Raw genomic sequence first — 25,896 nt, forward strand, 5'->3', positions numbered from 1 at the left:
CCGCTTCGGACCCCTTCGCTGTCGGTGATCTGCTGTACTGCTCGAAAGGTGCTGTCTCCCATGGTTATGGGTGCTACCCATGCAATGTCCGGTGCCGTGGTCGGCCTAGCCGTCGCGGACCTGCTGCCCACCGACTGGGGTGGACCCACGTCCACCGCGGAGACCTTCGCGTTCGCCGGCGTGTGCGCCGGGGCCGCGCTGCTGCCGGATCTGGACACCACCCAGTCCACCGTCGCGCGGTCGTTCGGCCCGATCAGCAGGACCCTCGCCGCGGGCGTCGACGCCCTGTCCCTCGGGGTGTATCGGGTGACCAAGGGGCGGAAGGATCCCAACCGGCGCGGTGGGCACCGCACCCTCACCCACACCGCGTTGTTCGCGGTGGGGCTGGGCGCGGGGATCTCGGCGCTGGTCGGCCAGTTCGGCCGGCCCGCCATCATCGTCACGCTGTTCTTCACGCTCGGCTTGGCGCTGCGCGGTCTGGTCGGGGACTGGGCGCGGGACAAGGGGTGGCTCGTCGTCACCGGCGCCGCGGCGTTCCTGTCGATCCTGACGTGGCAGTGGTTCCCGGATCAGGTGGGGTCGACCGGGCTCGGCGTCGCGGTCGCGCTCGGCTGCGCCACGCACTGTCTCGGCGACATGATCACCAAGGAGGGGGTGCCGTTCCTCGCGCCGTTCGTCCCGTTCGGGGGACGACGATGGTGGGAACTGCGGCTGCCCTCGTTCCTGGCGATCCGCGCGGGCGGCGGCTTCGAGAAGGCCGTGCTGGGTCCGGCACTGACGATCCTGGCCGTCGGCCTCGCGGTCTGGTCGGTGGACGGGGCGCCGGAGGCGATCACCGATGCGCTGCGGACCTCGGTGCAGGTGACCGAGAAGTAGGGCCGCCTCCGAGATTCCCTCGACCAGAATTACGGAACCACTGGCATCGGAACGAAACTTGTTCTAGTTTGGCTCGAGATCGTGCGCGGCGGACTCGACGGTGCCGCCACCCCGACGAGTGGATCGGAGTCGAACCGGTGAGTGTCGACGGCAGCGAGATGGCGACAGGCGGATCGCGTAACGGGATGTCGCGCAGGGGATTCCTCGGCCGAGCGGCCGGGGCGGCGGCGGGCGCCGCCGCCGCGGCGGGCATGGGCTGGTCTCCGGCCTTCGCGCTGCCGGCGGCGGGCTCGACCGGTTCGGGCGGTGGCCCGGTGTCGAACCTTCCGGCGCCGCCCGCGTTCCCCCAGGACATTCCGCTGTCCCAACAGGGCTACGTCAACTGGGCCAAGGACATCCGGTTCGACGCCGTGTGGACCGCGACCGCGCGGACCCCGGACGACGTGCTCCGGATCGCGAACTGGGCCAAGGACAACGGCTTCCGGGTGCGCGCGAAGGGCACCATGCACGGGTGGAGTCCGCTCACCGTCGTGCCCGGCGAGAACGTCGAGAAGATCCTGCTCGTCGACACGATGACCCACCTGAACTGGGTGAACGTCGACCCCGTCGGGTCACCGGCCACCGTCACCGCAGGCGGCGGTGCCAGCCTCGAGGCCATCCTCACCGCGCTGCAGCAGCACGGTCTCGGGTGGGCCAACTCGCCGGCCATCGGCGATCTCTCGATCGCCGGGATCCTCGCCATCGGAGCCCACGGCGCCACGTACCCGGCCGCGGGGGAGACGGTGACGCCCGGCCAGTCGTTCGGCTCGCTGTCGAACCTCGTCACCGCGATGACCGTGGTGGTGTGGGACGACGCCACCGACCGCTTCGTGCTGCGCGACTTCACCCGCGCCGATCCCGAGATCACCGCGCTGCTGACACATCTGGGCCGCAGCTTCGTCACGGCGGTGACGCTGCAGGCCGGCGTCAACGCCCGCCTGCGCTGCCAGAGCATCATGGACATCCCGTGGCAGGAGATGTTCGCGCAGCCGGGAGCGCCGGGCCGGACGTACGAGACCTTCGTGGAGACGTCGGGCCGTGTCGAGGCGATCTGGTTCCCGTTCACCGACAAGCCGTGGCTGAAGATCTGGACGCCAACGCCGGTCAGGCCGCCGGAGTCCCGGGAGGTGTTCGGTCCCTACAACTATTTCTTCACCGACAACCTGCCCGAGCCGCTCACCGATCTGCTGGGGCAGGTGGCGTCGGGCATCCAGGCCGCCACCCCCGCCTTCGGGATCGGGCAGTTGGCGGCCGTACAGGCGGGCCTCGCGCTCACCGACACCGACGACCTGTGGGGCTGGTCCAAGGATGTCCTGTTCTACCTGCGGCACACCACGATGCGTGTCACCGCGGGCGGCGGTGTCGTCGTGACGAAGCGGTCGAACATCCAGCGGGTCATCAACGAGTTCACCACGTGGCACAACGCGCGGATGACGGACCTGGCGGCGCAGGGCAGGTACCCGATCAACGGCCCGTTCGAGGTTCGCATGTGCAAGGTCGACGACCAGGACGAGGTGCTGGTGGAATCGGCCGGGCCGCCGAACCTCTCGGCCGTGCGTCCGCGCCCCGACCACCCCGAGTGGGACACCTGCATCTGGATGAACGTCGTCACGCTGCCGGGCACGCCGGGCGCGGCGGACTACTTCCGCGACATGGAACGCTGGATGGCGCAGAACTATTCGGGCGACTACGCCACGTTCCGCTCCGAGTGGGCCAAGGGCTGGGGCTTCGATGGTCAGGGTGGCTACCGAGACCCGGAGTGGCTGACGCAGACCCTGCCCGCCGCCTACACGACAGGAATCCCGGCATCGGGGAACTGGGAGGCGGCGCGGAAGTCCCTCAACGCGCACGACCCGCATCGCGTCTTCGCCAACAGCTTCCACGACCGGCTACTGCCGTAGAGGGCGCCGTCGGGTAGTTTCGGGCGGGGTCGATTTCGCTTGGAGTTGTTGTGGTTTCTGATGCGGTCCATCCGGATGTGGCCCTCGTGATGCGTCTCTTCGCTGGCCTCGGGGTCGGGTGTTCGCCGGCTGTGTCCGAGCCCGACAACGCCGAGTACGGTGCCGCGATTTCGGAGGTCGGCCGGTCGACGGTTCGGTTTCGGGTCGGCAAGCTGACCCCGACGAAGGTGGGGCTGTTCGTCTCGGTGTGGCGTCGCGCGGCCGGTGGGTCGACGGAACCGTTCCCGACCGAGGGCGACGTGGACGGGCTGGTCGTCACCGCCCGCGAGGGGGACCGCTTCGGCGCGTTCGTCTTCCCGACGGAGGTGCTGGCCACCCGCGGCATCGTTGTGTCGGTACGTGGTGCCGGTGGGAAGCGGGGTTTCCGGGTGTATCCGCCGTGGTCGGCGACCAGCAACCCGCAGGCGAAGCGGTCCCAGGGTTGGCAGTGCGACCGGTTCCTCGACCTGAGTGACCGAGCGGCCGTCGATCTGCAGCGGGCCGGTCGCCTCCTCGCGGTGATCTAGAGCAGCGGGGAGGGAAGAAGGTGGACCGGCGGCTCGGTCGCCTCACGGCGAAAGGCGCAACGCAGCTCCAGCCGAACGGAACTCTGCGAAGGCGGTGAAATTGAGCCCGGGGGACACGGAACCGCCGATCCGAACCATTCAACCACGACCCCGCCGAGGTTATTCCAGGGTCATCCCAAGAGGTCCCGGGCCCGTTCCAGCTCCATGTCGAGCAGGTCGTCGACATCGAGATCCGAGGCTTCCCGCACCGCGGACTCGAGGAGCGCCGTCGCCTCGTCGGCCCGTCCCAGCTGGTGCAGAAGGTCGCCGTAGACGACGAGCGCGCGGACCCGCAACACGCCGGGCTGCGAGCGATCGAGTAGCTCACGCAGCGTGACCTCCGCTTTCTCGACCCGGCCGTAGTCGAGCTGGAGCAGTGCCTTCTGCAGGGTCAGCGACTCGTCCATGCGGCCACGATAACGGCGAGGCCCGGCACCGAATCGGTGCCGGGCCTCGCCGCGGGTCGAACGTCTACTGCTTGCCGCCGAGCAGGTTGTCCAGGTCGTCGAGCACGATCATCGCGCCTGTCGGACCCAGCGCGAGGAACCATGTCTCGTCGGACACCTGCACGGCCTTGCCGTTCTTCACTGCGTTCATGCTCGACCACAGCGGGCCGCCCAGCACCTCGCCCTCGGCGGTGGTGTCGGGCTTGCCGTAAGTCGAGTAGAAGATCCAGTCACCGTCGGCCTGCGTGATGGTCTCGGGGCTGACCTCGACGGCCAGCTCCTCGATGTTCTGGATGTCGGGGCGGCGCAGTCCGACGTCCTGCAGGATCACGCCGATAAACGACAGGTTGCCGTACAGGCGGGTCTTGCCGCTCATGAAGCGCACCAGCGAGATCGACGGATCGCCCTGGATGCTGTCGCGGACCTCTTTCGCCCGGGTCTGGTAGTCGTTGAGCACGGACTCGGCCTTCGTCTCCTCACCGAGGGTGTCGGCGACCAGGAGGAAGTTCTCCTTCCACGGGAAGCCCGGGCGGATGCCGAACACCGTGGGCGCGATCTGCGACAGCTGTGGGTACAGCTTGTCGGAACGCAGCTTGCTACCGAGGATCAGATCCGGCTGCAGCGCGGTGATCGCCTCGAGATTGAGGTTGTTGGAGGTGCCGACGTCCGGCACACCCTTCAGCTTGTCCGCGAGGTACGACGGCTGTCCGGACACACCCTCCGGATTCGCGATACCGACCGGCGTGATGCCGAGCGACAGGACGTCGTCGAGCTCGCCGCCGTCGAGCACGACGACGCGCTCCGGCTTCTTCTCGATCACGGTCTCGCCGAGCGCATGCTTTACGGTCCGCGGGAACGCGCCGGGCTGCGCGTCGCTGCCCAGTTCGGCGGTCGCGGCGTCGGCGGTGGCGAACAGGTGACCGCCCGTCGCGACGTCGGTGTTGCCGGCCGGAGCGTCGGTCGCACTGTCGGAGGAGCCGCATGCGGTGGCGGCGAACATGGTCGCGAGGGCGACCATCGCGACGCGGACGGAGGTCCGCTTGCGCAGGGACGATCGATTGAACATTAGGTCAGGCTAGCCTGTGATCCAGGGGGGCTTTCCGGTGGGACGGCGGGAGCGGTCCTGTAAACGAAAAAGACCCGGTCCGAATAATCGGACCGGGTCTTTCTGTTCTTCACTGTCGGGGTGGCGGGATTTGAACCCACGACCTCTTCGTCCCGAACGACCTCACCTGGGCAGACGACAGGATATGGAGGCGTGAGCTGCATGAGTGAAAACGCCGTAACCAGCGAACTGGATGGTCAGCTTCGTGAGTGAGATGTGCCGAGTAATGGCAGTGCTGCGGACCCACTGCGGACCCACTCGCTTACCTGCGATCGAAAGCGACTCACGAGGATGCGGGCGGCTGGGTGTACCCGGCCATCAGGTGGGTTGCAGTCGGCTGATCGGCGGTAGTCCTCCGAGTGCGCTGTGGCGTCGTCGAGTGTTGTAGTACTCGAGCCAGGGTGCAAGCGCGTCGGCGCGTTCGGTGTTGCTGGTGAAGACCTGCCGGTAGGCCCACTCGGATTGCAGGGTCCGATTGAGGCGTTCGACCTTCCCGTTCTGCCACGGGCAGTGCGGTGTGATGAACTTCTGTCGGATGCCGTGCTCAGCGCAGACCTCCCGTAGCGACCACCGGTAGGCCCAGGCGTTGTCGGGCATCAGCCGCTCGATGCCGGTGATGCCGTGGCGGGCGAAGTAGTCGATCGCACGGACCAGGAAACCCGCACAGGTGGAACCCTTTTCGTCCGGGAGGATCTCCGAGTAGGCGAGCCGGGAGTGATCGTCGATGAGGGCGTGGACGTAGTCGAACCCCACCTTCGTCGAGTCGTCCCGGATCCGGTGCTCTCGGCCATGGGCACGCCATCCGCCACCGTCGGGAATCCGGCCGAGCTTTTTGACATCCATGTGCACCAACAATTCGTCTGCGGCCAGGTCGCTGTTGTCAGATGCTCCGGAGGATCGACCTGGTGGCGTAGTACGCGTCCTCATCGTCTTCAGGTCCAGGGTGGTGGCGAGGCGCGGCGGGGGCGGTCGTGCGTGTTCCGGCGACGATCTGTGCGACTCGGGGGTCGGCGGCCAGCTCGTCACGAAGGGCTTGGGCCGCTTCTTCCGCTTCGGCGCATGCTGCACGGTGGGTGGCGGTGACGATCGCCGCGAGCGCGGCGGCGCCGCCGGCGAGGGCGGTGTCGGTGATGGTCAGTGCGGTGATGCGGCCGGCAGCATCAACTTCGGCGGTGACGTGCCCGCCCGCGGATTGGGCCCGGCCGCGCACGAGTGTCACTGACTCGTGGACTCGGCGTGCTTTCGCGGCGAGGTCGTCGAGCGGTGCGCTGCTGGTCATAGTGTCGCTCCCGGAGTAATCGGTCGGGTGTGCTGGGTGGGCGCCAATCGGGGGAGGGCGACGCGTTACGGCGTCTGTTCGGTCCGCTGGGCAGGGAGTCGGCACCCGGTCCGGGCGCTGACGAGTGCGGCGACCTGTGTGCCGAGGTGGATTTGGCTGCCGTCGTCGCTGGTGAGTACCACGTCGTGATCGCCCGGCTTGTCGACGCGGACGTTCAGCTGGGTGATCCCGAGGGGCGCGGCGACGTCACGGGCCGCCTGGAGCACGCGGGGCCAGTCGGCGTCGGGAATCGGGGTGGCGGAGACGTAGTTCGGTAAGTCGATCTCGAGTCCGTCGGTTTTGCCGAAGGCGCCGCCGCAGCTGGACTGGGTCCGCTGGCGACGCCATTCCCACTGCAGTTCTGGTGCGATGGTTGTTGCGGCGTTGGCGATCTGCACCACCGCGTCGGTGATCTGCTTTTCGGTGTCCTCGAGTGAGGGTCGGGTGGGCAGGAGGGCTGCGGCGGCGGCGATTTCCTCGTCGGTGTGGTTGTAAGGGTTGCCCATGGTGTCGAGGTCTCCGCATCCGGTGGTCAGGATTGTCACGGTTGTTGCGATCGCCGCCAGCAGCGGCAGGGTGTGTCGGTTCACAAGCGCACCGCCTGTTCGGGTAGTCCGGCCACGATCACGGCCATGTTGTATCCCGACATTCGAAGCTCCCCGTTGTCGCCTTGCTGTGAGTATTGACTGTGCTTGTGGACGCCGTCTCGTGTGACGCCGTCGGGGCTGGTGCCTGCGTTGGTGGAGAGCTGTTCGAAGTCGGAGGTGCTGGGGTCGGGTCCGAACCGGTGCGTCTTGCCGATTTCGGTGACGACGCGGTCCTCGTCGGCCTCCATCACGTAGCCGTGTCCTTCGGCGAGGCCCAGGTCGGATTCGTCGTCGGCGTTGATGCCGGGCGATCCATAGAACACGGCGTCGTCGATGGGTTGGCCGGGACCGGGGTCCTGGAGTGCCAGACCGGTGGTCAGGGACCCGTAGGAGTGCCCGAGCGCGGTGATGTGCGGGTCCGGCTGCGTGGACGCGACGTCGAGGCCGTCGTAGAACCCGGCGAGCTTCGCGGCGCCCGCGTTCGCGCGGTCCGTCTGGGCGACGTCCAGTCCGCCGCGTGCGTGGTCCGCGACCACGTTCGACGGCCCGTCGAGCTGCGGTGGTTCGTATCCCAACCACGCGATGCTCGCCACTGTCTCGTCAGCACGGCCGGCGCGATCGAGCTGTTCCTCCGCCTCGGACTGCAGGTATGTCGCTTCATTGACCATGCCGTTGAAGGAGTCGTCGATGTTGGTGTTCAGCCCGGGGGTGGTGACGGAGACGTGGTCGGCGGTATCGGGGTCCCCGACGGCGAACGCGGCCATGCCGCGTTCGCCGGACTGCAGATCGAGCAGCATCAGACGGCCGTCTGGGTTGTCGGCCACGATGCCCTCGATTTCGTCGAGGTCACGCAGTTTCTGCTCGGTGTACCAGAGCGCCGCGTCGTCGTTGGTGAACGTGCCGCCGAAGAGGTTGTCGTCGAGATTCGCCTGCAGGCGGTCGCGATCGGCTTCGAGACGGGCGCGTTCGTCGTCGAACCGGTTGACGTTCGCCTCGTGTCGTACGGCGGAGGGGATGCCGTCGCGGTTGCCGACCCAGTCCGGGTGCTCGTCGATGATCTGACGTCGCTGTTCCTCGGTGAGCGAGTCCCAGTACTTCTTGTTGTCGGCGGCGGTGGCGCCGGGTGCCGGCTCGGGGAGCGCGCCGGTTCCGAGGTTGCCCGCTCGGGCCTCGCCGGCGTCGCCGAGCTGGGCGGTCGCGGCGTCCAGGGCGGCACCGGCGCGGGCGTCGAGTTCGCCGACTGTCGCGAGGGCGGGGATCAGCCGGGCCTCGAGCACGGTCGCTTGTTCGCCCAGTTGTGCCTGAATCAGCATGTCGGCGACCGGGTTGCCGCTGACGAACGGTGGGGCGCTGACCCGTCCGTCGTCGGCGACCGCGAATCCGGAGGCGATCGCCTCGTCGGCGATCGAGAGGGCGGTGAGCCGGGCAGGACCGATCGAGGCCGCGGCGTTCGTCAACGCGTCGGCCTGGGCGGTGACTGCTGTCGTGATGCGGCGTCCGGCTTCTTGTTCCGAGGCGGACCGCGACGAGGCGGCCTCGGCGGCGGTGCCGTGCCAACTCGATATGGCGGTGTCGACATGCGATCCGGCCGACTGCATCGCGTCGCCGAAGGCACGGTTCGCGGCGGCGACCGCGGTGCCGGCAGCGGCGAGCAGGTCCGGCTGCCAGGCGCGGAGTTGTGAGAGCCCGACCATCTAATTCTCCCCACCAGTGGCCGCAAGGTCCCGCCGGAAGGTGGCGTCGGTCTCGTCGTAGACGCGAGCGTTCGCCTCCGAGTTCGCGGACATGTCGCGGAGCCGCTCGGCTGTGTCGCGGTGGGACCGGAGCAGCGGGGCCCCGGCGCGGGCCGCGGCCGCACCGACCGACGACCCTGGCATTGCGGCGGTGGCGGCGTCGATCGGACCGGACGGGTCGATACCCGAGATCCGATCGGCTTCGACCGTCAACGATGCAGCGAGCGAACGCAACGCCTCTGTATCGACACCCAGCTGATCTCCCAAAGCACCCCCAGTTCCTTCTGTGCCATGCGCGGTACCGCGCATGGCCGCTCATACGGCGCTCACAGCGGAGCCCTGTTTGGTTTGACGCAGCCCAGCCGTGAACGGTTCCATCACAATTACTGCAGGTTGCGATGCCTGTTCGGTCGTGGTCAGGTGAATACGATCTGGCTCTGGGCGCCGTCTTGTTATTGCAGGATCACGGTCGCTCCGCGCTTGCGTGCTTCTCGACGAACGAGGTCATGCGGATGGAGCGGGCGAGGGCGGCAGTCATGGTCGACGCCTGGTGCTCGGCCATTTCGACGAGTAGTTCGACGTCGGTGTCGGGCAGCTCCACGGTCATCTTGGTGGTCCGGAGAGGCTCCCGGTGAGTTCTCTTGCGACTCCACCGCATTCGCAGGCCTTCTGACATGCCTCGTCGATTATCGGCCCTGGCTGAACGCGACAAGGCTCGCCCCGCCAGGCTATCTGGCGGGACGGGAGTTCTTGTTGGCTGGAACGGTTAGCGGCCTATTGTCCGGCTGTAGCCGCGGGCATGCATGTCGGCGAGGCGATGTAGCCGAGTCATGGCCGCCGGCACGTCCTGAGTGATGATGGTGCCCACCTGGACACCCCCGGCGAACCCGAACGCGTCGGCGCCGAGCTCGTTGAGGATCTCCGTTCTGGTTTCGCGGAGGTAGTCGTTCGCTTTGGTCGAGTAGGCCTGCGCCCAGTCCAACGTCTGCATCTGCGGCGGCGTGCTGGCGGGCCCGGTATGTCGATGACACTGGCCGTGAACACTCCAAGGCATTCGGCAAGAAGGTCGACGCGCAGTCGTGGCTCGATACGGCCACGGCGTCGTTGGTGCAGGGATCCCATGTCGCGCCCTCTGCTGGCAAGGGGACTGTCGGGGAGCTTGGCGCCCGGTGGCTTGCTGCGAACGGGCACGTCAAAGCGACGACCGATGCAACTCGTCGGGTGACGTGGTCGGCCCATGTGACCCCGCACGATCTGCGGCACACGGCCGCGTCGCCGGCGATCAGTGCCGGCGCCAACCCCAAGGCGGTCCAGAAGATGCTCGGACACGCGAAGGCGAGCATGACCCTCGACGTGTACCCGGACCTATTCGAGGATGACCTCGAGGCCGTGGCCGAGGCCCTCGATGTCGCGGTGCGTGCAGCCCAGTGAAACTACTGCGGACCCACTGCGGACCGGAAACGAGTAGAGGCCCTATCCGATCTCCCGGATAGGGCCTCTACCTGCTCTAACACTGTCGGGGTGGCGGGATTTGAACCCACGACCTCTTCGTCCCGAACGAAGCGCGCTACCAAGCTGCGCCACACCCCGTGTTGAACCTCGGTTAGCTTACATGACCGATTCCTCAGGGGTTAAATCGGCTGGTCAGCGCCCCAAAACGGCGCTTTCCACGGCGGCCGATCCGCGAGCTTCCGTCACGGTGTCACGCGGTGCGGGGACCAACGTGAGCAGCGTCGCCTCGGGGCGGCAGCAGAACCGGGCCGGCGCGTACGGCGACGTGCCGATGCCCGCCGACACGTGCAACCGGGTGTGCGCACCCCACCGCGATGGGCCCTTCACCCGGGACCGGTCCAGCTGGCAGTTGGTGACCAGCGCGCCGTAGAACGGCAGGCACAGCTGGCCGCCGTGGGTGTGCCCGGCGAGGACCAGGTCGTAGCCGTCGTCGGCGAAGCGGTCCAGCACGCGCGGCTCGGGGGAGTGGGTGATGCCCAGCTTCAGGTGGGCGAGCGGGTTCGGCAGGCCGGCGATGGTGTCGTACCGGTCGCGCTCGAGGTGCGGGTCGTCCACACCGGCCGCGGCGATGCGCACGCCCCCGACCTCGATCTCGCGATGCACGTGGGTGGCGTCGAGCCAGCCGCGCTCGGTGAACGCGGCCCGCAGATCGGCCCACGGCAGCGGATCGCCGAGCACCCGGCGGTGCTCCTTCTTGAAGTACTTGAGCGGGTTCTTCGGCTTGGGTGCGAAGTAGTCGTTGCTGCCGAACACGAACAGGCCCGGACGGGCCAGCAGGCCGCCGAGGGACTGCACCACGGCCGGGACCGACTTCTGGTGCGACAGGTTGTCGCCGGTGTTGACCACCAGATCCGGTTCGAGTCGATCGAGCTCCCGCAGCCAGTTCTGCTTGAGCTTCTGGTTCGGCATCATGTGCAGATCGCTGATGTGCAGCACCCGCAGCGTCGCCGAGCCCGGTGCCAGTACCGGCATCGTCGCCTCCCGCAGGGCGAACGCGTTGCGCTCGATCAGCGAGGCGTAGCCGAGGCCCAGCGCGGCGGCGCCCGCAGTGGCCAGGGCAGCGCGGTTCAGGGTGCGGCGGGTCGGGGTATTGCGAGACAGATCAGACACCATTTCAGAATACGGGTGCACGCAATGAAGGTGCAGGACACCGCGCTGGGCGCGTACCGTTCGGCGCATGGCCGATACCACTCCCACGCTCAAGTCCACGCTCCGTGCCGACCTCACCGCCGCGATGAAGGCGAAGGATCCGCTGCGCCTGTCGACGCTGCGGATGATCCTGGCCGCGGTGCAGACGGAGGAGGTGTCCGGCAAGGAGGCCCGCGAGCTCACCGACGACGAGGTGCTCAAGGTTCTCGCCAAGGAGTCGAAGAAGCGTGGTGAGGCCGCCGAGGTCTACACCGAGGCCGGACGCGGCGAGTTGGCCGCCACCGAGCGCGCCGAGGCCCAGATCATCGACGGCTACCTGCCCACCCCGCTCACCGACGCCGAACTGGCCGATGTCGCCGACACCGCGATCGCACAGGTCGCGGAGGAGCTGGGCGAGCGCCCCGGCCCGCGACAGATGGGTCAGGTCATGAAGGCCGCGACCGCACTCGCCGGCGGCAAGGCCGACGGATCGCGCGTCTCCAAGGCGGTCAAGGACCGTCTGTAGTGCTGTGAGCCGATTTCGTCCGTAACGCCCGGACCTCCGCGCATGATGACCATGATGATCGGGGGCCGTGGGGGTCCTCCCACGGGGTGGAGGTCGAGATGGGTGGAATCGGTTCGAGGACAGTACGTTCCCTCGTCGCACTATTCGGTGTCGCGGCAGCGGTGGTGATGGCGTCGCCCGCCACCGCCACCGCTGCGGTGGTGCCCGGCGAACTCGTCCAGATCGACTGGCTTGCCGCCAACGGCGGCACGAAGGGCGTCTCCGAGTTCGCATTCCCGGTGACGATCGACGAGATCGGTGTGACCGGACCCGGGCAGACGCTGTCCGTCGGGCAGCATTTCGGATTCCAGAACTGGCAGGGCGGCTACATCGGGCTCGAGGTCCAGCGCCCCGCGATCGACGCGCCGCTCGTTGCCCGCACGGTCTTCAGCTACTACGGCCCCGACGTCCAGCACGCCGGATGCGGCCCCATCGTCCCCGGACCCGGCGGGATGACATGTCGCGGCGAGTTCTTCGACTTCGCACTCGGCAGGACGTACACGTTGCGGGTCGAACAGATGGGATCCAACTACTGGCATGCCTATGTCGGAGACGGCACGATGCAGCGGTCGATCAGCGGGGTCCAGATCACCAACGAGCTGCGCCGCATGATGCCGTTCGGTCACCAGTCTGTCGGGTACTACGGTCCGTCGGGATCGTGCGCAGAAGTTCCACATGCCCGTGTGCGTCTCGGCACGCCCGTGTCGTTCTCGACGCCGATCGACTACACGGGTGAACCGGTCCTGGTCGCGCCGCGCAGGCCGAACCTCACGTGCCTCGGCGGCATCGTCAACGACGCCGTCGCCGTGCCGGGCGGGGTCGCGGTGACCGTCGGCCGCGGGTAGGACTCACACGCGCGTCGAGGTCGACGAGAAGACGTCGACGATCGCGTCGCAGAACGCCGGCAGATCGCGGGGATTGCGGCTGGACACCAGCGCGCCGTCGATCACCACCTCGCGGTCGACGACGTTGCCACCGGCGTTGCGGATGTCCGTCCGCATGCTCGGGTACGACGTGAGGGTGCGGCCGCGCACCACGTCCGCCTCCACGAGCGTCCACGGACCGTGGCAGATCGCGCCGACGGGTTTGCCGGCCTGAACGAAACCCCGAACAAAGGAAACGGCATTCGCGTCCATCCGCAGGTGATCGGGATTGGTGGTCCCTCCGGGCAGGATCAGAGCGTCGTAGTCGGCCGCCGACGTGTCACCGACCGTGACGTCGACGTCGTACTGTCCGGCCTCGTGCACGTCGCTGCGCATGGCCTGGATCCGGCCGCCCGACAGTGAGACCAGTCGTGTGGTGGCCCCGGCCTCTTCGACGGCCCTGCGCGGTTCGACGAGTTCGACCTCCTCGACGCCGTTGGTCGCGAGGATCGCGACGGTGCGTCCGGTGAGTGTTCCCTTGCCGGTCACGGGTGCTCCCTCCTGTGCAGTCCGATGTGTGCCAGGTGGCCGTTCGAGTGTTCCGGCTCGGTCCGGGCATCGACCTCGGCGAGCACCGGGTCGAACGCCGGACCGTCGTTGGCGGGCGTCATCGCCAGGCCCGCACCCTGCCCGAAGACCAGGTGCCCGCCCAGCGCGCCGCCCGCCCCGACCGCACCGAGCGCGGCCACGGACAGCCCCACCGCCAGGGTGTCAGATGCGGCGGGATCTCGCCGACGGCGACGGAACGACGCCAGCATCAGCGTGATCCCCACCGCGTTGGCGCCGGCGTGCAGCAGGCCGACCCGACGCTGACGGACGTCGCGCTCGCTCCAGTCCGCCCAGCCGGTCGCGAGGGTCGGTGGCAGCGCGACCAGCCCGACGCCGATCAGACGGCGGGCGCTGCGGTGGTCACGCAGCACCGCGTCGAAGATCAGCGAACTGGTCCAGGCTCCGATCGGAATCGCGACCAGGACGGGATGCACCGGGTGTCCGAGCCAGTCGCCCCGCAGTCGGTCGCCGACCGGCGTGCGGCCCAGCCCGTTCTGCAGTCGGTGCTGCAGCCCGGCGCTCAGGCCGTCCAGGAACGACGCGGACTCGGCCCGGTTGTACAGATGACGAAGGTTCATCCCGTCCGGCTACCCGGGAATCGCGACCGGCAAACGCCGCGGGGGAGTGGCCGCTCAATATCACGCTCAGTACCAGTAGCGCCGACCGCCGACAGCGCGCCCCGTCGCACCGAGCAGTGCCAGGATCGCACCGACCACGATCAACACGATCCCGATGGTCCACAGGATCGAGATGTTCGTCAGGAACCCGACCACCAGCAGAATCAAGCCGAGAACAATCATGACGGGACCTCGATCCGGTCGAGGGGACCCGGACGGCTCCCCGCGCACCACGCTTACCCCGGGCGCGGGGAGCGTAAACCGCCTCCGTGCGGGCTGATCAGCCGCCGGGCGTCGTGTTCGGCCGCGGTGCCGCGGAGCCGGGCGGTGCCGCCTTCACCGAGCCGTCGCTGACGTAGATCGTCACCGCGGAACCGGGAACCGCCAGCCCCGACGGCGCGCTGCCGGTGATGCTGCCCTGGGGCGCGTCCGACTTGGTGCCGACCGCGTTCACCGTGAAACCGGCCGCCTTCAGGGCCGCCGTCGCAGCGTCCTGGGTCATCCCGACGACGTCGGGCACCTGGGCGTTCTGGGATCCCCTGACGTACTTGTCGTCGACCGGAGGCAGCGCCGTGGGACCGAAGTTCCCGACGACGGGTGTCATCGCCTGGAACCACGTTCGGGCCGGTTCGGTGCCGCCGTACAGGTTGCCGTCACCACACGGGCGCAGCGGCGCGGAGCAGATCTCGCCCGGCGTCGTGGAGTCGCCGTAGACCAGCACGCTGCCCGCGAGGTTGTTGGTGAAGCCGAGGAAGCCCGACGACATGTGGGACTCGGTGGTGCCAGTCTTGCCCGACATCGGCAGCTTCCAGCCCGCCGCGTTCGCCGCCGCGAACGACGTGCCGCCCGGCTGGTCGTCCTTGCTCAGCGCGACCGACAGGGTGTCGGCCAGGCCCGGCGCGACCACCTGCTCGCACGCGTCCTGCGTGATGGAGACCGGCTTGCCCTCACGGTCGGTGATCGAGTCGATCGGCGTCGGCGGGCACCATTTGCCGTGCGAGGCGAGGGTCGCGGCAACGTTCGCGAGCTCGAGCGGGTTGACCCAGGTGGGGCCGAGGGTGAACGAGCCGAGGTTCTGCGACTTCTGCATCTCGGCCATGCTCTCGTCGCCGAAGCCGGACGAGCTCGGGGCGGTGTACGAGCGCAGACCCAGCCGGACGGCCATGTCCACGGTCGGCGTGACGCCGGTGGATTCGATCAGCTTGACGAACGCGGTGTTCGGCGACTGGGCGAGCGCGTCGGTGACCGACAGCTTCGCGGCGTAGTTGGGCGACGCGTTCTCGACACAGTAGGTGGCGGCCGGGCAGCCCTTCGCGCCGCCGTTGCCCATGCCGCGGGCCTCGAACCGTCGGGGGACGTCGAGCACCGCGTTGGTGCCCAGGCCCTGTTCCATCGCGGCGGCCGTCGTGAAGATCTTGAAGATCGAGCCCGCGCCGTGTCCGACGAGCGTGTAGGGCTGCGGCTGCACGGTCTGCTCCGCCGAGGTGTCGAGGCCGTAGTCGCGGCTCGAACCCATCGCCAGGACACGATGCTGGTCCTGCCCGGGCTGGACGACGTTCATGACGTTCGCGATGCCGTCGAGCTTGGGGTCGGCGTTCGCCGCCAGGGCGGACCTGACCGAGTTCTGGACAGCGGGGTCGAGCGTCGTCTTGATCGTGTAGCCGCCCTTGTTGATCTGTTCCCGGCTGATGCCGGAGGCGGCGAGGTACTGCAGCGCGTAGTCGCAGAAGAAGCCGCGGTCGCCGGCCGCGATGCAGCCGCGCGGCAGCGCCTTGGGCTCGGGCAGCACCCCGAGCGGTGTGTCCTTGGCCGCCCGGATCTCGGTGGCCCGGTCCGGAATGTTGGCGATCATCGTGTCGAGGACCGTGTTCCGGCGCTCGAGGACGCCCTCCTCGTTGGTGTACGGATTGAGGGCCGAACTGGACTGCACCATGCCCGCGAGCATCGCGGCCTGCGTCAGGTTCAGATCCTTGGCGTCGACGCCGAAGTAGGTCTGCGCAGCGTCCTGCACGCCGAACGAGCCGTTGCCGAACGGCACCAGGTTGAGGTACCGGGTGAGGATCTCGTCCTTCGTGAGCTTCTTGTCCAACGTGAGCGCCATCCGGATCTCCCGGATCTTGCGGGCCGGCGTCGTCTCGATCGCGGCGCGGCGCTCGGCGTCGTTCCGGGCGACCACCAGAAGTTGGTAGTTCTTCACGTACTGCTGGTCGATCGTCGAGGCGCCCTGCTGGACCTCGCCGCTGGTGGTGTTCGTCATGAACGCGCGCAGCGTGCCCTGCCAGTCGACACCGTGGTGGTCGGCGAAGCGCTTGTCCTCGATCGAGACGAGCGCGAGTTTCATCTCGTTGGAGATCTGATCGCTGGGGACCTCGAATCGGCGTTGCTCGTACAACCACGCGATCGGGTTGCCGGCGACGTCGGTCATCGTCGAGACGGCGGGGACGGTGCCCTCCACCAATTCCGCCGAGACGTTGTTGACGGCGTCCGCGGCGCGGTTGGACGCGAATCCGAAGCCTCCTGCCAGCGGAAACATCAACCCGGCGAGCAGGACACCTGCGAGTGCGGAACACCCCGCGAGCTTGGCGATCGTTTTGGCTCTCGACACGCCCTACAGAGTACGTCGAACGAACCGATTGCCCCGGTGGACAGTCGCTCGGGCGTGAGAGATCGGGGGTGAAGGTGCGGATCGACTCGGGCAATTGCCGCGAAGCATGCACGGGCGTACCAGAAATTTGGTAGCTGATCTTGCGCACCGCGCGTTCTTTACCTAAATTAGCTGAAGTCAGTGTGATACAGCTAACACTGGATTAGGAATGTGGTGCAGTCCTCACGTGCTACCGAGAGCGATTGCGCGAACATCCTGAACGCCGTGGGGAACGGCGTTCGGACTGAAGGGGAACCGAATGCACATGACCACCACAGCCACACGGCTCGACTATGAGGAAGCGGAAGCCCGTATTCAGTGGGTCGCACAGGCCCGATGCCGTGAAGTAGATCCCGATCAGCTCTTCGTACGTGGCGCGGCTCAGCGGAAGGCGGCCACCATCTGCCGGCACTGCCCGGTTCTCATGCAGTGTGGTGCCGACGCCCTCGACAATCGCGTCGAGTTCGGTGTGTGGGGTGGCATGACCGAGCGTCAGCGGCGCGCGTTGCTCAAGCAGCATCCGGAGGTGGAGTCCTGGGCCGAGTTCTTCGAGGCGCAGCGCCAGCACCAGTCGGCGGTCTGAAGCTCAGACCACAGAAGTTCGGTCCTCGTCGGGGAGTAGGTCCGATCTGTAGCGCAACTTGTTCGCGAGCAGCGGCGTGCAGGCGCCGCTGCTCGCGGCTTTGAAGGCCTGATGAATCGGTGCCTCTCAGCCCTGTCGTGCGAGCTGGTCGCCGACGGCGCGCAATGCCTCGAGATCGGACACCTCGAACGGCAGGGACGGCACGCCGATGATCGGCACCCGTGGATGCGCTGCGGTGAATCGCCCGAGCAGCCGGATCTCCCGCTTCGCCGTGACCGCGCGATGCGCGTGGACCCGCAGGACAGCCGAGGTCAGCTCGTCCGCCGGCTCCACGGGTTCGCTCTCGTCCAGGAGATCGGCACCGGTGAGGGCGTGATCGGCGGGCAGCGAACACAACGTGGGATGCGTCCGGTTCAGCACCAGACCGGCCAGCGGCATGTCGTCGCCGGAGAGGCGGTCGACGAAGAAGGCGGCCTCGCGCAGCGCGTCGGGCTCCGCGGCCGCGATCACCACGAACTGTGTGCCCTCCTGTCGGAGCAACTGGTACGTGCGGCTCGCCCGCTCCCGGAACCCACCGAACATCGAATCGAGGGACTGCACGAACGCGGACGCGTCGGACAGCATCTGACTGCCCACGACGGTGGACACGCCCTTGAGTGCGAGGCCCATCGCGCCGGTGACGAGGCGACCGATGCCGCGGCCCGGCGCCGTGAGCAGCCGGATCATGCGGCCGTCGAGGAACGCGCCCAACCGCTGTGGTGCGTCCAGGAAGTCCAGCGCGTTGCGGGACGGCGGGGTGTCCACGATCACCAGATCCCACCGGTCGTCGGCCGCCAGCTGGCCGAGCTTCTCCATCGCCATGTACTCCTGCGTTCCCGAGAACGAGGTCGCGACGGTCTGATAGAAGGGGTTGGCCAGGATCTGCTGCGCCTTGTCCGGTGCGGAATGCTCGAGCACCATCTCGTCGAACGTGCGGCGCATGTTCAGCATCATCGCGTGCAACTCGCCCGTCGAGCCGGGCGCGAGCTCCACCAGCTGAGGCTCGTTGTCGAGGTCCTGCACGCCGAGGGCCTGGGCGAGGCGTCGCGCAGGGTCGATCGTCAGGACGGCCACGCGCCGGCCCTGTTCGGCGGCGCGCAGCGCCATCGACGCGGCGGTGGTGGTCTTGCCGACGCCGCCGGCGCCGCAACACACCACGATCCGGGTCTTCGGGTCGGTCAGGACGCCGGCCAGGTCGAGGGCCGGGGCGGTCCGCGGCGGGTTCATCGCACACCCTGCTCGGTGAGGCTCTCGGAGAGCTCGTACAGCCCGCCGAGGTCGACGCCGTCCACCAGCGCGGGCAGATACATCCGGGTCACCTTCACCTCGTCGAGTTGGGCCGCGCTCTCGTCCTGCGCGGCCAGGGTGGCCGCGTGCTCGATGGTCTCGGTCAGCAGACCGGCGAAGTCGTCGTCGGACAGCGTGATGCCCGCCTTCGCCAAGCCGGTGTGGATCGCGTCCGCGTCGATCCGGCCCTTCGCGGCGTCGGCGAGAGCGTCCTCCGGAAGGAACGGGGTGTTTGTGCGATTGACGATCACGGTCCCCAGATGCAGGTCCGCGGCCTCGAGTTCGGCCACGGCGTCGGCCGTCTCCTGCACCGGCAGCGCCTCGAGCAGGGTCACCAGGTGCACGACGGTCTCCTCCGAGTGCAGCAGTCGCACCACACCCTGGCTCTGCGAGTGGATGGGACCACCCTTCGCCAGGTCCGACATCGCGCGCGTGACGTCGAGGAACTTCCCGATCCGTCCGGTGGGTGGGGCGTCGACCACGACCGCGTCGTACATGCGCCGGCCGGCCTTGTCGGTGCGGACCACGCACTCCTTGATCTTGCCGGTGAGCAGGACGTCGCGCAGGCCCGGAGCCAGGGTGGTCGCGAACTCGACCGCCCCGATCTTCTTCATCGCGCGCCCCGCGAACCCGAGGTTGTAGAACATGTCGAGGTACTCGAGGAACGCCGTCTCCAGGTCGATCGCGAGCGCCACCACCTCGCCGCCGCCGTCCGCGGTCGCGATCTTGGTCTCCTGCGGCGGCAGCGGCGGCACGTCGAACAACTGCGCGATGCCCTGCCGGCCCTCGACCTCGATCAGCAGCACGCGCCGACCGCCGGCCGCGAGCGAGAGCGCCAACGCTGCCGCCACGGTGGACTTGCCGGTGCCGCCCTTGCCGGAGACGAAGTGCAGTCGCGCCGTCTCGGCGTTGGGAGGCCATCCCGGCTCGGCGGGGTGCGACCGCTCCTGCGCGGCTGTGTCTGTCGGTGCTGCCACGGCACGAGCCTATATATCGAGGAGCCCACACGTGCGGGGGATAGGCTCACCGGCATGAGTGAATTGACTACCTGGGAGTACGCGACCGTGCCGCTGCTCACACACGCGACCAAGGCGATCCTCGACCAGTGGGGTGGGGACGGCTGGGAGCTGGTGACGGTTCTCCCCGGTCCGACGGGTGAACAGCACGTCGCGTACCTCAAGCGTCCGAAGGGCTGAGGCTCGTGGCAGACACCGCACAGTCCTGGACCGCGCGCCTGGCCGAGCTGGGCATCGAGCTGCCGCCGGTCGCCGCCCCCGTCGCGGCGTACGTGCCGGCCGTCCGCACCGGTGACCACGTCTACACCTCGGGGCAGTTGCCGTTCGTGGACGGCAAGCTGCCGCTCACCGGCAAGCTCGGCGCGGACGTGTCCGACGCGGACGCGAAGGCCGCCGCCCGCACGTGCGCCCTCAACGCGCTCGCCGCGATCGACGCGCTGGTCGGTCTCGACTCGATCGCGCGGATCGTCAAGGTCGTCGGCTTCGTGGCCTCGGCCGAGGGATTCACCGGTCAGCCGGGCGTGATCAACGGGGCGTCGGAGTTCCTCGGTGAGGTCTTCGGCGACGCCGGCATCCATGCCCGCTCCGCGGTCGGCGTGGCCGAACTGCCGCTGGGTGCGCCCGTCGAGGTCGAGCTCATCGCCGAGGTGCGCTGAGCAGTCCGCGAATTTGTCCGACCTGAGCCGCATTCCCGAACGGGGATGCGGCTCAGGCCGTTTCGGGCTTATCGTGGCTCGGGCGACGCTGATCCGACATCGTCGCGGGAAAGAGGATTCGTGAACGACGACGTCGTGCTGTTGGAGCGGTCCGGTGAGATCGCGATCGTGCGGCTCAACCGTCCGGATCGGTTGAACGCCTTCACCTACGACATGTGCGAGCGCATCGTCGCGGCGCTGGACGAGTGCGACGCGGACGACGACATTCGTGCGGTGGTGCTGACCGGGTCCGGCCGGGCTTTCTGCGCCGGAGCCGACCTCGCTGCCGGCGGGGAGACCTTCGTGCTCGGTACCGATCCGCAGACCGGCGGTGCACCCGCCGACCAGGGCGGCCTGGTGGCGTTGCGCCTCTATGCCTCGACGAAACCGATCATTGCGGCCGTCAACGGCCCCGCGGCCGGCGTCGGTGTCACGATGATGCTGCCCGCGGACATCAGGATCGCCTCCGACACAGCTCGATTCGGGTTCGTCTTCACCAGGCGGGGTCTCGTCCCCGAGGCTTGCTCCAGTTGGTTCCTGCCCCGGGTCGTCGGCGTCTCCACCGCTCTGGAGTGGACCCTCGGCGGAAAGATGGTGCCCGCGACGGAAGCTCTCGAACGCGGCCTCGTGCGCGAGGTCGTCCCCGCCGACCGGGTACTCGCTCGCGCGGTCGAGGTCGCGCGGGAACTGGTTGCCGGGACCGCGCCGGTGTCCGTCGCCCTCACCCGGCAGTTGATGTGGCGAATGCTGGGAGCCGAGAGTCCCGAGGTGGCCCACCGTGCCGACTCGCAGGCGATCTACGTGCGTGGTGCGTCGGGTGATGTGCGCGAGGGCGTGGGAGCCTTCCTGGCCAAACGCGAACCGGTGTTCCCGGATCGGATCTCGGAGGGCCTTCCCGACCTTTTCGGCTAGTCCGCCCGGGTGCTCACCGTGGGGAGGTGCGTGCGGCTCAGTTGTCTTCGGGGTTCAGCCGACGAGGGTGCGGATGCAGCGCGCCGCGAGATCCGCCGGTCCGCCGGGGCCGGTGCTCGGGGCGTCGGTCGCCGCCCACGTCTCGACCGCGATCCGCATCGCGGCGTTCGCGGAGGCCGCGGTGAGCCGGACGGTCAGCGGGTCGGCAGTCGGCCCCATCAGCGTCGTGAGCGCCGCGACCAGTCCGTCCTCCGAGTCGGCCTGTACGCGCAGCCACACGGCTCGTAGACCGGGTTCGTCGTGCACCGTCCGCAGCAGTCCGCGGGTCCACTGCAGCATCTCCTCGGCGATGTCGTCGGACGGCGTCAGTGCCTGGCGCGTCGCCCGCTCGAGGGCGGCCTGCACGGATTCGTCCGAGGGGGCGTCCCCGTCGCCGGTGAGGTGTGCGATCCAGCCGGTGACCCCGCCGGCGAGCAGGGGTGCGACTGCCTCCTCCTTGGTGCGGAAGTAGCGGTAGAACGTGCGCAGGCCGATGCCGGCCGCCGCGGCGATCTCCTCGGCTGTCACCGCGGACGCGCCGCGTGCGGAGAACAGTTCTGCGGCGCGTCGGGAGATCTCGAGTTGTGTCTCCGCTTTCCGTCGCTCGGTCAGCGAGGTGGCGGGCTGTGCGCCGGGCATGTTCTGGGCTCCTCGGGTGGTGTCGGATCGCAGACTACCGGTCTTGTTTCCGGAAAATGCGTGACACAACGTGCCATCTCGGCCTACCGTGCCAGTAGAGCTGTGAATCAACTCTATGCGAACAGGAGAAATCATGAAGCGATTCGAAGGACGCCGAGTACTCGTCACCGGAGCCGGATCCGGCATCGGTCAGGCCGTGGTGGCCCGCATCCTCGACGAGGGTGGCATCGTCACCGGCGTCGACGTGGTCGAGAACGGCCTGGCAGTGACGCGTGAGCGCGCCGAGCAGGCCGGAGTCGCCGACCGGTTGCGCACCGTCACCGCCGACATCTCCGATGAGAACTCGGTCCGCGAGAACATCGGCGGCGCGATCGAACAGCTCGGCGGCCTGGACGTCCTGGTCAACGCGGCCGGCATCCTGCGCTCGTCGCACACCCACGAGACCGAACTCGACTTCTGGAACAAGGTGATCGGCACCAACCTCACCGGGACGTTCCTGGTGACCCGCCAGTCGCTGCCCGCGCTGCTCGAGACCGGCAAGGGCGTCGTGGTGAACTTCAGCTCCACGTCGGCGCAGTTCGCGCACCCCTACATGGCGGCGTACGCGGCGTCGAAGGGTGGCATCCAGTCGTTCACGCACGCGATCGCGCTCGAGTACGCCAGGCAGGGCCTGCGCGCGGTCGCGGTCGCACCGGGCAGCATCGCGTCGGGCATGACCAGCAACCCGGGCTTCCCGGAGGATGTCGACGCGAGCCTGATCGGCAAGCTGTACCCCTGGATCGGCGAGGGCTTCGCGGGCCCCGAGACCGTCGCCGGCGTCGTCGCGATGCTCGCGTCCGACGACGGCGCGTTCGTCACCGGCACCGAGATCCGGATCGACGGCGGCACCCACATGTGAGTGCGCTTGCCGCGCAGTAGGTGTCGTCCGGGGCGGCCGCGGCGTGGCAGGAGTCGTACAGTGATGCTCGGTTTCGCCGAAGACGCTGTCGGCCCGTCACGAAAGGGGCGTCCATGACGCTTCAGCACCCCGCGTACGCCCAGCTGCGCCAGGTCACGCCGATCGCGGCGGTGATGCTCGAGAACAACCCGAGCATGTACTCGCTCGACGGCACCAACACCTGGATCCTGCGGAGCCCGGGTCGCGACGAGTGCATCGTGGTCGACCCGGGCGACGACGACCCCGAGCACCTCGCACGGGTCGCGGGCGTCGGCACGGTGGTGCTGACGCTGGTCTCGCACCGACACCACGACCACACCGGCGGCCTCGATCGGTTCCACGAACTGACCGGGGCGCCGGTGCGTGCGGTCCGCGAGGAGTTCCGTCGCGGCGGTGGCGGCGGACTCGGGCACGGCGAGTCGATCGAGGCGGCCGGACTCACCCTGCACGTGCTGCGCACCCCCGGCCACACCGCCGACTCGGTGTCGTTCGTGATCGAGGACGACGGGTCGGTGCTCACCGCCGACACCATCCTCGGCCGCGGCACCACGGTCCTCGACGCCTCCGACGGAAATCTGCGCGACTACCTGGCGTCGATGCGGCTCCTCATCGACCTCGGCCCCGGCCGGACGGTCCTGCCCGGGCACGGACCCGAACTGCCCGACCTCGAGACCGTGGCCCGCTACTACCTCGCGCACCGCGAGGAGCGACTCGCGCAGGTGCGCGGCGCACTCGACGTCCTGGGCGCCGACGCCGACGTCCGCGCGGTGGTCGAGCACGTCTACACCGACGTCGACGAGACGCTGTGGCCGGCTGCCGAGCAGTCGGTGCGGGTGCAGTTGGAGTACCTGCGGAGCTGAGTCCCGGCAGGGCTCAGCCCGACGCCCTCTCGAAGAATGCCGCGGGATCGAGCGCGCTGACGGGTGTCCAGCGCGCGGTCGACGCCGGTACCGCCGAATCATGCAGCATCGCAGTGGTATAGCCCTGGATGTCCAGCGCGAGCTGTGGGTTCTCGTCGACTCGGTGCGCGATTTCGTAGAGGACGGCGAGCAGGTGCAGACAGGGAGCGGAGCGCGCCGAACACGAACAGTCGGTGTCCGCGAGAACGGGTGCGAGCGCGATCCCGGCGGAGACGATGTCCTGGTGGATGTCGTCGGTCAGCACGGCGGTGTCCGGAACTATCGCCGCGATGCCGGTGATCGACGCTCTGGTCAGCGGCGCCACCTCCAGTTGGGTCACCGATGCCTGACCCCCGCGGTGGATCGAAGCGCGCACTATCCGTCCCTCGACCGTCGCCTTCACGAGGTTGTTGCGTGCGAGGCTGCGAGCACGAGGCAGGAGTAGGCGCGCCGGTCCGCCCTGGCGCAGCGGCTGGGCCAGCCGCACCCAGTCCATGCCCCATGCGGTGTATCCGAATTCGTTGTCCACCATCAGTTCTCCCTCTTGCGGCGAAGGATCTCGATCAGCTGGTCGTCGTCGAGTCCCGCGAGCGCGGCGATGCCCGCCGTGTCACTCAGATCGGTGAGTGCAGCCTTTCGGTCGTGCATGCCCGCGATGTGCTCCTCGACGGTGGTGGTCGAGGTGAGTGTGGTGACGGTGACCGTGCGCGTCTGACCGATCCGGTGTGCCCGGTCGGAGGCCTGCGCCTCGACCGCGGGATTCCACCAGCGGTCGAAGTGGATGACGTCGGCGGCGCGGGTGAGTGTCAGACCGGTGCCGGCGGCGCGCAGGCTCAGGACCAGTACCGGCGGTCCGTCCTCGGTCTGGAACCGGGACACGATCTCGGCGCGTTCGGCCGGGGCCAGCCCGCCGTGCAGGAACGGCGCCGTGACGGCGAACTGATCGGCGAGATGGCGCACGAGTAGTTCACCGGTCCGGCGATACTGGGTGAAGACCAGTGTCGGGCTGGCGGTTTCCAGATTGGTGGCCAGGATGTCGGTGCACAGGTCGAGCTTCCCGGACCGGCCGGCGAGTGACTCCAGTTCGCCGGTGACCAGCCCGGGATGGTTGCAGACCTGCTTCAGTGAGGTCAGCACCGCGAGGACACGGCCGTGGCGTTCGATACCGGAACCGAACCCGTCATCGATGGCTTCCGCGAGGAGGAGGTCGTAGATCTCCTCCTGCTCGGCGGTGAGATCGCACAGCACGTCGTTGTGGATCTTCGGCGGTAGCGTCGCGGCCACCTGGACCTTCTTGCGCGCCAGCACGATCGGCTCGATGGTGTCGCGCAACCGGGTCGCGGCGGCGACCGAGCCCTCCTGGATCGGTTGGACGAACCGCCGCCGGAACTGCGCCCGGTGCCCGAGCATCCGGGGCGCGACCAGGTTCACCAGCGCCCACAGCTCGTCGAGGTGGTTCTCCACCGGTGTGCCGGTCAGCGCGATCTTCGCCGCACTGTCCAACGCCCGCGCAGCCTTCGAGATCTGGGTGCGCGGGTTCTTCAGCGCCTGCGCCTCGTCGAAGACCACCGTGCTCCAGTGCTGTCCGGCCAGCAGTTCGCCGTGTATGCGCAAGGTCGGGTATCCCACGATGACGACGGTTCCCGGTTCGGCGGGGATCTGCCCGCCGCGCCACGCCGTCGCATGTAGTCCCGGCGCGAATCGCCCGATCTCGTGTGCCCAGTTGCCGACCAGCGAGGTCGGACAGACCACGAGCTGCGGCTCCGCCTCCGCGCGACCGAGGAGGAAGCCGATGGTCTGTACGGTCTTGCCGAGTCCCATCTCGTCGGCGAGCACCGCGCCGCCGTGAGCGTCGACGGTCTCCCGCAGCCAGCCGACGCCACGTGCCTGGTAGGGCCGGAGTTGCGCCTCCAGCGTCGAACGTAGTTCGGCCGCCACGGCCTCGGATTCGCGCAGGACGCGAACGGCGTGTTCCGCCGACACGATCGCGGTGCCGGAGGCGTTCGGCACCGCGTGCGCCGCGACGGGCAGGGACGGCCTGTCGGTGGCCGGCGGGGTGAGCGGGCCGCCGTCGGTGGCGTGCACTGCATCCTGCCACAGCGTCACCGACTCTCCCGCCGGTTCGAGCGTCAGTCCGGCGAGGGTCGTGGTGTCCACGAGCGTGGTGTCCACGTCGGCAACCTCGATCGCGCCGTCCGCGCCGACCGGGAGCGCGAGCGCCAGGGTCTCGCGGTCGCCGTGGACGCTCGGGGCGGGGCCGGTGCCGCGGCCCGTCCACGTCCAGAGCGCGAACATGTGCCGA

The 25,896-nt window shown here is 68.6% G+C and carries 29 protein-coding genes, 1 tRNA gene and 2 pseudogenes; 12 read left to right on the plus strand and 20 right to left on the minus strand.

The features are described from left to right. The first annotated feature begins 60 nt into the window (after window positions 1-60). From J2X34_RS17235 to J2X34_RS17245, 3 genes are all read left to right on the plus strand, one after another. Entirely contained in the window at window positions 61-876 is an 816-nt protein-coding gene (locus J2X34_RS17235) for a metal-dependent hydrolase (RefSeq protein ID WP_174907824.1), read from the plus strand. Between the two features lie 185 nt (window positions 877-1,061). After that, window positions 1,062-2,816 carry a cholesterol oxidase substrate-binding domain-containing protein gene (locus J2X34_RS17240; protein ID WP_429518589.1) on the plus strand — a complete coding sequence of 585 codons (1,755 nt, stop codon included), beginning with the start codon at window positions 1,062-1,064 and terminating at the stop codon, window positions 2,814-2,816. Window positions 2,817-2,947: 131 nt separating this feature from the next. Continuing rightward, window positions 2,948-3,382: a MepB family protein gene (locus tag J2X34_RS17245; RefSeq protein WP_429518591.1), complete on the plus strand. Its 435-nt coding sequence runs from the start codon at window positions 2,948-2,950 to the stop codon at window positions 3,380-3,382. A 170-nt stretch (window positions 3,383-3,552) separates the two neighbouring features. Here J2X34_RS17245 and J2X34_RS17250 read toward each other — a convergent pair whose 3' ends face one another. From J2X34_RS17250 to J2X34_RS17290, 9 genes and pseudogenes are all read right to left on the minus strand, one after another. After that, window positions 3,553-3,828, minus strand: coding sequence for a hypothetical protein (locus J2X34_RS17250; protein WP_114721138.1), 276 nt, complete (start codon window positions 3,826-3,828; stop codon window positions 3,553-3,555). A 64-nt stretch (window positions 3,829-3,892) separates the two neighbouring features. After that, complete coding sequence (locus J2X34_RS17255; RefSeq protein WP_429518594.1) at window positions 3,893-4,933, minus strand: ABC transporter substrate-binding protein; 1,041 nt, start codon at window positions 4,931-4,933, stop codon at window positions 3,893-3,895. A 357-nt stretch (window positions 4,934-5,290) separates the two neighbouring features. Next, window positions 5,291-5,824: pseudogene (locus tag J2X34_RS17260) on the minus strand (integrase core domain-containing protein); the annotation flags it as partial. A gap of 28 nt (window positions 5,825-5,852) precedes the next feature. Beyond that, window positions 5,853-6,251, minus strand: a complete 399-nt coding sequence (locus tag J2X34_RS17265) for a YbaB/EbfC family nucleoid-associated protein (RefSeq protein ID WP_429518596.1) — start codon at window positions 6,249-6,251, stop codon at window positions 5,853-5,855. A 65-nt stretch (window positions 6,252-6,316) separates the two neighbouring features. Beyond that, window positions 6,317-6,880, minus strand: coding sequence for an LppA family lipoprotein (locus tag J2X34_RS17270; protein ID WP_429518598.1), 564 nt, complete (start codon window positions 6,878-6,880; stop codon window positions 6,317-6,319). After that, window positions 6,877-8,571 carry an alpha/beta hydrolase gene (locus tag J2X34_RS17275; RefSeq protein WP_429518599.1) on the minus strand — a complete coding sequence of 565 codons (1,695 nt, stop codon included), beginning with the start codon at window positions 8,569-8,571 and terminating at the stop codon, window positions 6,877-6,879. The genes J2X34_RS17270 and J2X34_RS17275 overlap by 4 nt, the downstream gene beginning before the upstream one ends. Then, window positions 8,572-8,877, minus strand: coding sequence for a hypothetical protein (locus J2X34_RS17280; RefSeq protein ID WP_429518601.1), 306 nt, complete (start codon window positions 8,875-8,877; stop codon window positions 8,572-8,574). Window positions 8,878-9,073: 196 nt separating this feature from the next. Then, window positions 9,074-9,217 (minus strand): hypothetical protein, encoded by a 144-nt coding sequence (locus tag J2X34_RS17285; RefSeq protein WP_174907836.1) that lies wholly within the window; start codon window positions 9,215-9,217, stop codon window positions 9,074-9,076. 159 nt (window positions 9,218-9,376) lie between these two features. Further along, window positions 9,377-9,601 (minus strand): hypothetical protein, encoded by a 225-nt coding sequence (locus tag J2X34_RS17290; protein WP_429518603.1) that lies wholly within the window; start codon window positions 9,599-9,601, stop codon window positions 9,377-9,379. A gap of 248 nt (window positions 9,602-9,849) precedes the next feature. On the opposite strand from J2X34_RS17290, the pseudogene J2X34_RS17295 reads away from it, so the two are divergent. After that, window positions 9,850-10,078 (plus strand): annotated as a pseudogene (locus J2X34_RS17295) (tyrosine-type recombinase/integrase); the annotation flags it as partial. A 48-nt stretch (window positions 10,079-10,126) separates the two neighbouring features. Here J2X34_RS17295 and J2X34_RS17300 read toward each other — a convergent pair. Next, window positions 10,127-10,200 (minus strand) — tRNA-Pro (locus J2X34_RS17300). A gap of 54 nt (window positions 10,201-10,254) precedes the next feature. Continuing rightward, window positions 10,255-11,235: a metallophosphoesterase gene (locus tag J2X34_RS17305; protein ID WP_114721131.1), complete on the minus strand. Its 981-nt coding sequence runs from the start codon at window positions 11,233-11,235 to the stop codon at window positions 10,255-10,257. Window positions 11,236-11,299: 64 nt separating this feature from the next. Here J2X34_RS17305 and J2X34_RS17310 point away from each other — a divergent pair, with 64 nt between their 5' ends. Both J2X34_RS17310 and J2X34_RS17315 read left to right on the plus strand, forming a co-directional pair. Continuing rightward, the gene (locus J2X34_RS17310) at window positions 11,300-11,776 is read left to right on the plus strand and encodes a GatB/YqeY domain-containing protein (protein WP_114721129.1); all 477 of its coding nucleotides are present in this window, start codon (window positions 11,300-11,302) and stop codon (window positions 11,774-11,776) included. Window positions 11,777-11,874: 98 nt separating this feature from the next. Beyond that, on the plus strand, window positions 11,875-12,660 hold the full coding sequence (locus J2X34_RS17315; protein ID WP_114721384.1) for a hypothetical protein: 786 nt from the start codon (window positions 11,875-11,877) through the stop codon (window positions 12,658-12,660). A gap of 3 nt (window positions 12,661-12,663) precedes the next feature. Here J2X34_RS17315 and J2X34_RS17320 read toward each other — a convergent pair whose 3' ends face one another. The 4 genes from J2X34_RS17320 to J2X34_RS17335 form a co-directional block, all read right to left on the minus strand. Continuing rightward, window positions 12,664-13,227, minus strand: a complete 564-nt coding sequence (locus tag J2X34_RS17320) for a type 1 glutamine amidotransferase domain-containing protein (RefSeq protein WP_114721127.1) — start codon at window positions 13,225-13,227, stop codon at window positions 12,664-12,666. Continuing rightward, a complete protein-coding gene (locus J2X34_RS17325) occupies window positions 13,224-13,865 on the minus strand; it encodes a DUF2231 domain-containing protein (RefSeq protein ID WP_114721125.1) in 642 nt (213 codons plus the stop codon). The genes J2X34_RS17320 and J2X34_RS17325 overlap by 4 nt, the downstream gene beginning before the upstream one ends. A 66-nt stretch (window positions 13,866-13,931) precedes the next feature. Beyond that, entirely contained in the window at window positions 13,932-14,087 is a 156-nt protein-coding gene (locus tag J2X34_RS17330; protein WP_181818738.1) for a DUF6131 family protein, read from the minus strand. 97 nt (window positions 14,088-14,184) lie between these two features. After that, entirely contained in the window at window positions 14,185-16,491 is a 2,307-nt protein-coding gene (locus J2X34_RS17335; protein WP_429518658.1) for a penicillin-binding protein, read from the minus strand. A 316-nt stretch (window positions 16,492-16,807) separates the two neighbouring features. On the opposite strand from J2X34_RS17335, the gene J2X34_RS17340 reads away from it, so the two are divergent. Next, on the plus strand, window positions 16,808-17,131 hold the full coding sequence (locus J2X34_RS17340; protein WP_114721123.1) for a WhiB family transcriptional regulator: 324 nt from the start codon (window positions 16,808-16,810) through the stop codon (window positions 17,129-17,131). A 126-nt stretch (window positions 17,132-17,257) separates the two neighbouring features. Here J2X34_RS17340 and J2X34_RS17345 read toward each other — a convergent pair whose 3' ends face one another. Both J2X34_RS17345 and J2X34_RS17350 read right to left on the minus strand, forming a co-directional pair. Further along, a complete protein-coding gene (locus tag J2X34_RS17345; RefSeq protein ID WP_114721121.1) occupies window positions 17,258-18,397 on the minus strand; it encodes an ArsA family ATPase in 1,140 nt (379 codons plus the stop codon). Further along, a complete protein-coding gene (locus tag J2X34_RS17350) occupies window positions 18,394-19,434 on the minus strand; it encodes an ArsA-related P-loop ATPase (protein WP_114721119.1) in 1,041 nt (346 codons plus the stop codon). The genes J2X34_RS17345 and J2X34_RS17350 overlap by 4 nt, the downstream gene beginning before the upstream one ends. Window positions 19,435-19,488: 54 nt before the next feature. On the opposite strand from J2X34_RS17350, the gene J2X34_RS17355 reads away from it, so the two are divergent. The 3 genes from J2X34_RS17355 to J2X34_RS17365 all read left to right on the plus strand — a co-directional run bounded on the left by J2X34_RS17355 (window position 19,489) and on the right by J2X34_RS17365 (window position 21,080). Then, entirely contained in the window at window positions 19,489-19,653 is a 165-nt protein-coding gene (locus J2X34_RS17355; protein ID WP_005515911.1) for a DUF4177 domain-containing protein, read from the plus strand. 5 nt (window positions 19,654-19,658) lie between these two features. Further along, complete coding sequence (locus J2X34_RS17360) at window positions 19,659-20,129, plus strand: RidA family protein (RefSeq protein WP_114721117.1); 471 nt, start codon at window positions 19,659-19,661, stop codon at window positions 20,127-20,129. 120 nt (window positions 20,130-20,249) lie between these two features. After that, window positions 20,250-21,080: an enoyl-CoA hydratase-related protein gene (locus J2X34_RS17365; protein WP_429518610.1), complete on the plus strand. Its 831-nt coding sequence runs from the start codon at window positions 20,250-20,252 to the stop codon at window positions 21,078-21,080. A 54-nt stretch (window positions 21,081-21,134) separates the two neighbouring features. Here J2X34_RS17365 and J2X34_RS17370 read toward each other — a convergent pair whose 3' ends face one another. Next, complete coding sequence (locus J2X34_RS17370; RefSeq protein WP_114721113.1) at window positions 21,135-21,758, minus strand: TetR family transcriptional regulator; 624 nt, start codon at window positions 21,756-21,758, stop codon at window positions 21,135-21,137. Window positions 21,759-21,891: 133 nt separating this feature from the next. Here J2X34_RS17370 and J2X34_RS17375 point away from each other — a divergent pair, with 133 nt between their 5' ends. Together J2X34_RS17375 and J2X34_RS17380 are read left to right on the plus strand one after the other, a co-directional pair. After that, entirely contained in the window at window positions 21,892-22,656 is a 765-nt protein-coding gene (locus J2X34_RS17375; protein WP_114721111.1) for an SDR family NAD(P)-dependent oxidoreductase, read from the plus strand. 113 nt (window positions 22,657-22,769) lie between these two features. Continuing rightward, window positions 22,770-23,555: an MBL fold metallo-hydrolase gene (locus tag J2X34_RS17380; protein ID WP_429518613.1), complete on the plus strand. Its 786-nt coding sequence runs from the start codon at window positions 22,770-22,772 to the stop codon at window positions 23,553-23,555. 13 nt (window positions 23,556-23,568) lie between these two features. On the opposite strand, the gene J2X34_RS17385 is transcribed toward J2X34_RS17380, so the two are convergent. Next, window positions 23,569-24,126 (minus strand): SWIM zinc finger family protein, encoded by a 558-nt coding sequence (locus tag J2X34_RS17385; protein WP_429518615.1) that lies wholly within the window; start codon window positions 24,124-24,126, stop codon window positions 23,569-23,571. Continuing rightward, a complete protein-coding gene (locus J2X34_RS17390; RefSeq protein WP_429518617.1) occupies window positions 24,126-25,889 on the minus strand; it encodes a DEAD/DEAH box helicase in 1,764 nt (587 codons plus the stop codon). The genes J2X34_RS17385 and J2X34_RS17390 overlap by 1 nt, the downstream gene beginning before the upstream one ends. Window positions 25,890-25,896: the final 7 nt, after the last annotated feature.

This window comes from Rhodococcus sp. BE178, from assembly GCF_050433545.1.
GTDB lineage: Bacteria > Actinomycetota > Actinomycetes > Mycobacteriales > Mycobacteriaceae > Prescottella.

Bases quoted from the DNA above. Each gene is read 5' to 3' on its own strand.
- J2X34_RS17355 (WP_005515911.1), top strand. From the start codon at position 19,489: ATGAGTGAATTGACTACCTGGGAGTACGCGACCGTGCCGCTGCTCACA.
- J2X34_RS17240 (WP_429518589.1), top strand. From the start codon at position 1,062: ATGTCGCGCAGGGGATTCCTCGGCCGAGCGGCCGGGGCGGCGGCGGGC.
- J2X34_RS17315 (WP_114721384.1), top strand. From the start codon at position 11,875: ATGGGTGGAATCGGTTCGAGGACAGTACGTTCCCTCGTCGCACTATTC.
- J2X34_RS17290 (WP_429518603.1), bottom strand. From the start codon at position 9,601: ATGCAGACGTTGGACTGGGCGCAGGCCTACTCGACCAAAGCGAACGAC.
- J2X34_RS17285 (WP_174907836.1), bottom strand. From the start codon at position 9,217: ATGACCGTGGAGCTGCCCGACACCGACGTCGAACTACTCGTCGAAATG.
- J2X34_RS17275 (WP_429518599.1), bottom strand. From the start codon at position 8,571: ATGGTCGGGCTCTCACAACTCCGCGCCTGGCAGCCGGACCTGCTCGCC.
- J2X34_RS17385 (WP_429518615.1), bottom strand. From the start codon at position 24,126: ATGGTGGACAACGAATTCGGATACACCGCATGGGGCATGGACTGGGTG.
- J2X34_RS17265 (WP_429518596.1), bottom strand. From the start codon at position 6,251: ATGACCAGCAGCGCACCGCTCGACGACCTCGCCGCGAAAGCACGCCGA.
- J2X34_RS17340 (WP_114721123.1), top strand. From the start codon at position 16,808: ATGCACATGACCACCACAGCCACACGGCTCGACTATGAGGAAGCGGAA.
- J2X34_RS17310 (WP_114721129.1), top strand. From the start codon at position 11,300: ATGGCCGATACCACTCCCACGCTCAAGTCCACGCTCCGTGCCGACCTC.
- J2X34_RS17390 (WP_429518617.1), bottom strand. From the start codon at position 25,889: ATGTTCGCGCTCTGGACGTGGACGGGCCGCGGCACCGGCCCCGCCCCG.
- J2X34_RS17345 (WP_114721121.1), bottom strand. From the start codon at position 18,397: ATGAACCCGCCGCGGACCGCCCCGGCCCTCGACCTGGCCGGCGTCCTG.
- J2X34_RS17235 (WP_174907824.1), top strand. From the start codon at position 61: ATGGTTATGGGTGCTACCCATGCAATGTCCGGTGCCGTGGTCGGCCTA.
- J2X34_RS17255 (WP_429518594.1), bottom strand. From the start codon at position 4,933: ATGTTCAATCGATCGTCCCTGCGCAAGCGGACCTCCGTCCGCGTCGCG.
- J2X34_RS17305 (WP_114721131.1), bottom strand. From the start codon at position 11,235: ATGGTGTCTGATCTGTCTCGCAATACCCCGACCCGCCGCACCCTGAAC.
- J2X34_RS17330 (WP_181818738.1), bottom strand. From the start codon at position 14,087: ATGATTGTTCTCGGCTTGATTCTGCTGGTGGTCGGGTTCCTGACGAAC.
- J2X34_RS17380 (WP_429518613.1), top strand. From the start codon at position 22,770: ATGACGCTTCAGCACCCCGCGTACGCCCAGCTGCGCCAGGTCACGCCG.
- J2X34_RS17375 (WP_114721111.1), top strand. From the start codon at position 21,892: ATGAAGCGATTCGAAGGACGCCGAGTACTCGTCACCGGAGCCGGATCC.
- J2X34_RS17325 (WP_114721125.1), bottom strand. From the start codon at position 13,865: ATGAACCTTCGTCATCTGTACAACCGGGCCGAGTCCGCGTCGTTCCTG.
- J2X34_RS17250 (WP_114721138.1), bottom strand. From the start codon at position 3,828: ATGGACGAGTCGCTGACCCTGCAGAAGGCACTGCTCCAGCTCGACTAC.
- J2X34_RS17370 (WP_114721113.1), bottom strand. From the start codon at position 21,758: ATGCCCGGCGCACAGCCCGCCACCTCGCTGACCGAGCGACGGAAAGCG.